The 6,260-nt window shown below is 66.0% G+C and carries 6 protein-coding genes; 2 read left to right on the top strand and 4 right to left on the bottom strand.

The features are described from left to right. Together GPT33_RS16240 and GPT33_RS16235 are read right to left on the bottom strand one after the other, a co-directional pair. On the bottom strand, window positions 1-951 hold a 951-nt coding region (locus tag GPT33_RS16240; protein WP_296810906.1), incomplete at its 3' end, for an acyltransferase. A 195-nt stretch (window positions 952-1,146) separates the two neighbouring features. Beyond that, window positions 1,147-1,857 (bottom strand): FkbM family methyltransferase, encoded by a 711-nt coding sequence (locus GPT33_RS16235; RefSeq protein ID WP_296810905.1) that lies wholly within the window; start codon window positions 1,855-1,857, stop codon window positions 1,147-1,149. A 51-nt stretch (window positions 1,858-1,908) separates the two neighbouring features. On the opposite strand from GPT33_RS16235, the gene GPT33_RS16230 reads away from it, so the two are divergent. Together GPT33_RS16230 and GPT33_RS16225 are read left to right on the top strand one after the other, a co-directional pair. Continuing rightward, complete coding sequence (locus GPT33_RS16230; protein ID WP_296810902.1) at window positions 1,909-2,634, top strand: hypothetical protein; 726 nt, start codon at window positions 1,909-1,911, stop codon at window positions 2,632-2,634. After that, window positions 2,616-3,290, top strand: a complete 675-nt coding sequence (locus GPT33_RS16225; protein WP_296810900.1) for a class I SAM-dependent methyltransferase — start codon at window positions 2,616-2,618, stop codon at window positions 3,288-3,290. The genes GPT33_RS16230 and GPT33_RS16225 overlap by 19 nt, the downstream gene beginning before the upstream one ends. 46 nt (window positions 3,291-3,336) lie before the next feature. On the opposite strand, the gene GPT33_RS16220 is transcribed toward GPT33_RS16225, so the two are convergent. Both GPT33_RS16220 and GPT33_RS16215 read right to left on the bottom strand, forming a co-directional pair. Further along, window positions 3,337-4,155: a class I SAM-dependent methyltransferase gene (locus GPT33_RS16220; RefSeq protein ID WP_296810898.1), complete on the bottom strand. Its 819-nt coding sequence runs from the start codon at window positions 4,153-4,155 to the stop codon at window positions 3,337-3,339. Continuing rightward, window positions 4,152-6,260: UvrD-helicase domain-containing protein (locus GPT33_RS16215; protein WP_363929428.1), on the bottom strand; the 2,109-nt coding region annotated here is incomplete at its 5' end. The genes GPT33_RS16220 and GPT33_RS16215, both read right to left, overlap by 4 nt.

The raw sequence follows: 6,260 nt of genomic DNA, 5'->3' as shown, positions 1-6,260 counted from the left end.
CACCCCGAGCGGCAGGTCCGGACCCATCAGGTGGCGCGCGAAGACGAAGATCGGCCAATGCCAGAGGTAGAGCGAGTAGGAGATCAGGCCGATCAGGACGATCGGTCGCCAGGACAGACCCCGTCCGATCAGCGACGGCCGGCGCTGGCCCGCAACGATCAGCAGCGCCGCGCCGAGACAGGGCGACACGGCGGCAAGCCCCGGGAAGACGGTGTCCTGCGAATACGCATGCACGGGCCAGGCGATCAGGACCAGGCCCAGGATCGAGAGCAGGTCGGAGAAGAGCCTCCCGCGCGGCAGACGCAGCGGGGCCAGGGCCACGAGCGCGCCGATCAGCAGCTCCCAGGCGCGAAGATGCGGCAGAAAGAAGGCGGCCGTCGAGGCGGGGTCGAGCCGGAGTGCGATCACGGAGGCCGCGAAGGAGAGCGCGGCGATTCCGCCGACGAGCGCGATCCGAGTCCTCTGTCCGCGGCTCCAGACCAGCCAGAGCAGGACCGGATAGAGGATATAGAAGATCTCCTCGACGGAGAGCGACCAGGTGTGCAACAGCGGCTTGAGCTCGGCCTCCCGATCGAAATAGCCGCTTTCGCGATTGAAGAAGAGGCTCGAGACAAACAGGGTCGCGGCGATCAGCGATCGGGCGAAACCGCGTGCCTCGACGGGATAGAGGATCAGGGCGGCCGCCACGGCACTGGCCAGCAGCACCGCGAACAAGGCCGGCAGGATACGCCGCACGCGCCGCTCGTAGAAGCGCGCGAGCGAGAAACGGCCTGTCTGCAGCTCGCGCGCGATGATCGAGGTGATCAGGTAGCCGGAGATCACGAAGAAGACATCGACCCCGACGAAGCCGCCCCCGAACCCGGGGATCTCGGCATGGAAGAGCACCACGGGTACGATGGCCAGGGCGCGCAACCCGTCGATGTCGGCGCGATAGGGGTGAGACTCGATCATCTGGAATGGGTCCTTCCGAGCCGCCGGTGGTGTCCGCCGCTCTCACAGGGTTTAATTCGAGCTTGATGACGCCTGCGAAGACGCGGGTATTCCGCGCCCCACGGTGCCGGTCGTCGCGCTGCCCATGCCGGCAATCGGGTCCAAAACCGGCATTACGTCTGGATGCTTAAACGGGTGATCCGAGTCCCTTTGTCATCAAGGGTCGGTAATGGGCATGCGTGCAAACAGCAGGTTGGGTTTCAGCGCGGGATCGAATTCGTAGCCAAGAGCGGCCAACCACGAGCGGCATTGCCGACGCAGGTGCTCGCTATGGACAGAGAGCAGAATCGACGGCCGATGCCGTTGCAAAAGTGCGCCGGCGCCTTGCAGGACGTCATATTCCGCGCCTTCGACATCGATCTTGAGCAATGTGGGTGGACGGATGTCGCCCGCCTGCAACACGTCGTCGAGCGTGACGACCGTCACCTCCAACGGGCCGTGATCACTCAGTCGTCCGCGTCCACTCCCCTGACCTCGGTCGAAACGGGCCGTGCCGGGGGCTGCGCCGACGCACGCGCCGACCAAGCGGACATTGGACACCGCATTGGCTTGGAGATGCCCGGTCAGAAACCGCTGGTTGAGGGGCAAGGGTTCGAAGGCATAGACCATCCCCTCCGAGCCGACATGACCGGCCGCCGCGAGTGTGTAATAGCCGATATGGGCGCCGATGTCGTAGACCACGTCGCCCTCGGACAGGGCCTCGAGCATTCGCCGAACCGACTTGGCATCGTAATCCCCCCGGACATAGCGGATGCCGCTGAAGACACTGATCCGCATGCCCTGCAGCGGGCCGCGGCGCACGGGTACACGCAGCCATGACAGCCTACCCTTGATCCGGTAACGCAAGGCTTGGAATGGTAAGCTCATCATGAATCCTGTTTGTTGATGTGTTGACCTTGATCGGTCGTAGGAGCGTGGATGTCGCAACCGTTTTTCGAGGAGCTGGACTATCGACCCACGCCGATCGGCGCGCTCAGCCTGCGGCGCCGGCGCGAGCTGCGTCTCGATGTCGACGTGCTGGAGATCAAGCTGGGCGAGGAGTTTCTGATGTCGAGCCTGTTCACCGACTCCGAGATCGCACTCGCCCGTCTCGCCCTCGCCGAGCGGCCGGGTGAGGGACTCGCGGTGGCCGTCGGCGGACTCGGTCTGGGGTACACGGCGCAAGCGGTTCTGGAACATGATCGGGTCGGCTCGCTGCTGGTGGTGGAATTTCTCGCGCCCGTGATCGACTGGCACCGCGAGGGGCTGTTGCCGCTGGGCGCCGGCCTGACCGGCGATCCACGCTGCCGTTTCGTCCAGGGCGATTTCTTCGCCCTGGTGGCCGGGGAGACGGGCCTGGATCCGGAGCAGCCGGGCCGGCGTTTCGACGCCATCCTCGTCGATATCGACCATTCGCCCGAGGAGCGGCTCGATGTACGCAGCGCCGATTTCTATGGCCCCGAGGGTCTGCGCGCCCTGGCCGCGCATCTGCGCCCGGGCGGGGTCTTCGGTCTCTGGTCCAACGACCCTCCCGATGCGGCCTTCGTCGCCCGGCTCGCGGCGGTCTTCGGCCGCGCTCGGGGCGAGCCCGTCACCTTCCATAACCCCCTGCAGAGCCGCCCCTTCACCCAAACGGTCTATCTGGCATGGACCGCGACGCCCTGAAGCGCGACCGTCCGGCGCGCTGCCCGGTCTGCGGCTCGCCGGAACCCGATCCGCTGCTGTCCATCGCGGGGCGCCACTACTGGGCCTGCGCAGCCTGCGAGGCGCGCTTTCTGGACCCCCGCCAGCACCCGTCGCGCGCGGAGGAGTACGCGCACTATCTCCACCACGAGAACGACCCGGCGGATCCAGCCTACCGGCGCTTTCTCGCCCGGCTTGCCGAACCGCTGCTGGCGCGGCTGTCCGCCGGTGCCCGCGGACTCGACTTCGGCTGCGGCCCCGGTCCGGCACTGGCGGCGATGCTGCGCGAGGCGGGACATCCCATGGCGCTCTACGATCCCTTCTTCCATCCGGATCCGACGGCGCTGCAAGGGTGCTACGACTTCATCACCTGCACCGAGACCGTCGAGCACTTCCATCGCCCCGCCGAGGAGCTGGAGCGTCTCGACCGGCTGCTCGCGCCCGGCGGCTGGCTGGGCATCATGACCGGCTTTCAGACCGACGACGCGCGTTTCGCTGCGTGGCACTACCGGCGCGATCCGACCCATGTCGTCTTCTACCGGGCCGCGACCTGGCGGTATCTCGCCGCCGCGCGCGGCTGGTCGTGCGAGATTCCGGTGAAGGATGTCGCCCTGCTGCGCAAGCCGTTGCAGGTCTGACATCGTTTACGATCGGCACCTCGGTGCCGTGGAGGCCGTGCGCGAGTCAGTCCAGGCGCAGCGGAGCGAAACGGGCGCTCAGATAGACCTCGCCCCCGAGCGATGGAAACAACGCTCCCCAAGCCTGGTTCAGACGCACCCACCAGGCGTGGTTCTCGAGTGGATTGCCCGACCAGCGCGCGAGAAAGGTGCCCGTCATCATCTCGACGGTCATGCCGCTGTCGGCAAGCAGCGTTCGCCAGCGCCGGCAATCCAGCGCGTTGATATGTCCGCCCGGCTTGACCAGTCCACGCGCGAGGCGCGAGCGATGGTGCCATTGGCGAAGGCGTGCAACGGGGGCGGGCGCGACCGGACTGCCGGCCACCAGTAATCCGCCCGGCCGCAGGATGCGCGAGAGCTCGACGAGGGTGAAGGCAGGCCGCGGCAGATGCTCGAGCACATGCAGGAAAACGACGATGTCGACCGAATCGTCGGCGAGCGGAAGCGGCCGATCGAAGTCGCATTCATGGAGATCGTCGTAACCATGGGCGCGCAGAGGCGCTGCGTCGATGTGCTGATCCAGTCCGATCCAGGTCGCCTCCGGCACGTCTCCGACGAAGCGCCGCATTTGGCCGTTGTTGCACCCGAGATCCGCGATCACCACCCCGGCGCCCCGATGTTCCGTCTCCTCGAGCAGGGCGCAGCGTGTCCACCAGTAGCGCAGCGCACTGATCGGGAAACGCGTGGCGGCTGCCCGGCGGTTGACCAGCGGCCCATGCCGGGTGGCCTTCAAGCGCTCGGGCAGCGAGGCCAGGCGCCAGCGCAGGGTGGCGAAGCGAGCGGCGAGTCGTGCCTGTAGCGTCCGCGGGTGATTGGAGTGTGTCATCGATCGATCCTCGTCGGCTGGGGGGCGGCGATCCAGGGCGTCGGGTCGCCGACATGGGTCAGGGTGAGGTGGTGCATGGCGCGCGTGCAGGCGATGTAGAGCATGTGGCGATCGATCTCGCGGGCGTAGTTCGCCGCACTCGCCTCGGGCACGATCACCCGGTCGAACTCCAGCCCCTTGGCGGTGTGCGCGGTGCAGACCACGGTGCCCCGGGGGAAGGTACGGCTCGCCGCATCGAGCAGGGTCGCTGCCTGGCCGGTCTCGGTCAGCGCCTGGTGCAGCCGTGCGGCCTGACGCTGGGTCTTGCAGATAACGCCAAGGGTGAGATGTGTGCTCTGCTCGAATTCCTTGAGCGCGCCCGCGAGATGAGCGATCTCCTCGCGCCGGTTGCGCAGCGCCACGACGCGGGGCGGTTCGCCGTCGCGCTCGATGGCGACCAGCTCGGGATTGGGCAGAACGCGCTGGGCGAAGCGGGCGATCGGATAGCTCGAGCGATAGCTGGTGTTGAGCTTGGCGCATTGGCCCTGGCGCAGCACCGCGCGGATGGTCTCGGCCGAGGATGCGCCGAAGGGGTTTACCGATTGGCTGGCGTCGCCGAGGATGGTCTTCTTGCACGCAAAGAGCGCGGCGAGCACGGCGTACTGGACCGGCGTGTAGTCCTGCATCTCGTCGATGAGCAGATGCTTGATGTCCTTGAAGCGATTCGGGAGCCCCTCCAGTCGCCTCTTGAGGTGAATCAGCGGGAAGACATCGGCGTACTCGAGCCGCGAGCCCTTGGCCGGCGCGAACAGCTCGGGGCGACCGATCCAGGTGAAGAACGCCTTGTAGGCGTTGCGCAGCGTGGTCTCGCGGTACATCCCCTTGAGCGCGCGCTTGATCTCGGCGCGCTCCGCGGGGGTGATGTCGTAGTTGTAGTGGAGGCCGATCTTCTTCTCGATCAAGTAGGCGATGCGTTTGAGGCGCTCCGTGGGCGGCAGCGCGCGCTGCTGCTCGAACGACTCGGCGATGAACCAGGCCGGCACCAGGCGCTTACCGATCCAAAGATCCTCGGACGTGAGCCGCGTGGCCTCCAGATGGGCGACATAGCGATCGAGCTGCTTGAGGAAATCGAGCGAGGCCTTTTCGCGGATGCGCTCCTGGAGCGCCGGGTCGTCCTTCTCCAACAGGCGTGCGGTCTGCTCGAAGAAGGTCTCGAACGTGTAGCGCCCCTCCAACAGCTCCCCGACCAGGGTCTCCATGTCGATCTCGTCGATCTGCTCCTCGCCGAGTTCCGGCAGGACGTTGGCGATGTAATCCGAGAACACCCGGTTGGGCGAGAGAATCAGGATGTCTTTGGAGGTCAGGGTGTCCTTGAAGCGATAAAGCAGATAGGCGATGCGGTGCAGTGCGATCGAGGTCTTTCCGGAGCCGGCGACGCCTTGGATGATCAAGGTCGGTGCGTCGGCGTTGCGGATGATGGCGTTCTGATCGCGCTGGATGGTCGCGACGATGTTCTTCATCCGGTTGTCGGACGTGCCGCTGAGCTCCTTCTGCAAGACGTCGTCGACGATGTTGAGCCCGCTTTCGATCATGAACTCCATGGCGCCGTCGCGGATGCGGTATTGGCGCTTGAGGAGAATCTCGCCTCGGATCTCGCCCGATGGCGCCTCGTAGCGCGCAGCGCCGATCTCGTAGTCGTAGAACAAGGAGGCGATCGGCGCACGCCAATCGAACACCACATGCGCCTTGTCCTCTTCGTCGAAAAAGGAATGAATCCCGATATAGGCGGTCAGCGGGGTGTCGCTGTCCTGCGCGCTGAAATCGAAGCGACCGAAATACGGCGAGCGCAGCAGCTTGGCGAGCCGTTTCTTGTTGGCGAGGATGGCCTCGCCGGTGAGGACGCGCTCGTTCACGGCCTGACGGGTCGAGACCTTTTCGGCATGATCCATCTCCGCCCGGCTCTCCCACAGATAGGCTTTTTGCTCCTTGATCTCGTCGGCGTAGCGGCGCACGCGCGCATCGATCTGCGCCAACGCGGACTGCAGCCGCTGTTTCACATGTTCGAGATGGGCGCGCTCGGCAATCTCCGACGAGTTGGCGACTGGTCCGTGCGGTTCGACATCGGA

It is taken from the genome of Thiocapsa sp., from assembly GCF_011390875.1.
GTDB lineage: Bacteria > Pseudomonadota > Gammaproteobacteria > Chromatiales > Chromatiaceae > Thiocapsa.
Note: the sequence above shows the minus strand (reverse complement) of the source record. Positions and strands in the feature narration are given on the sequence as shown.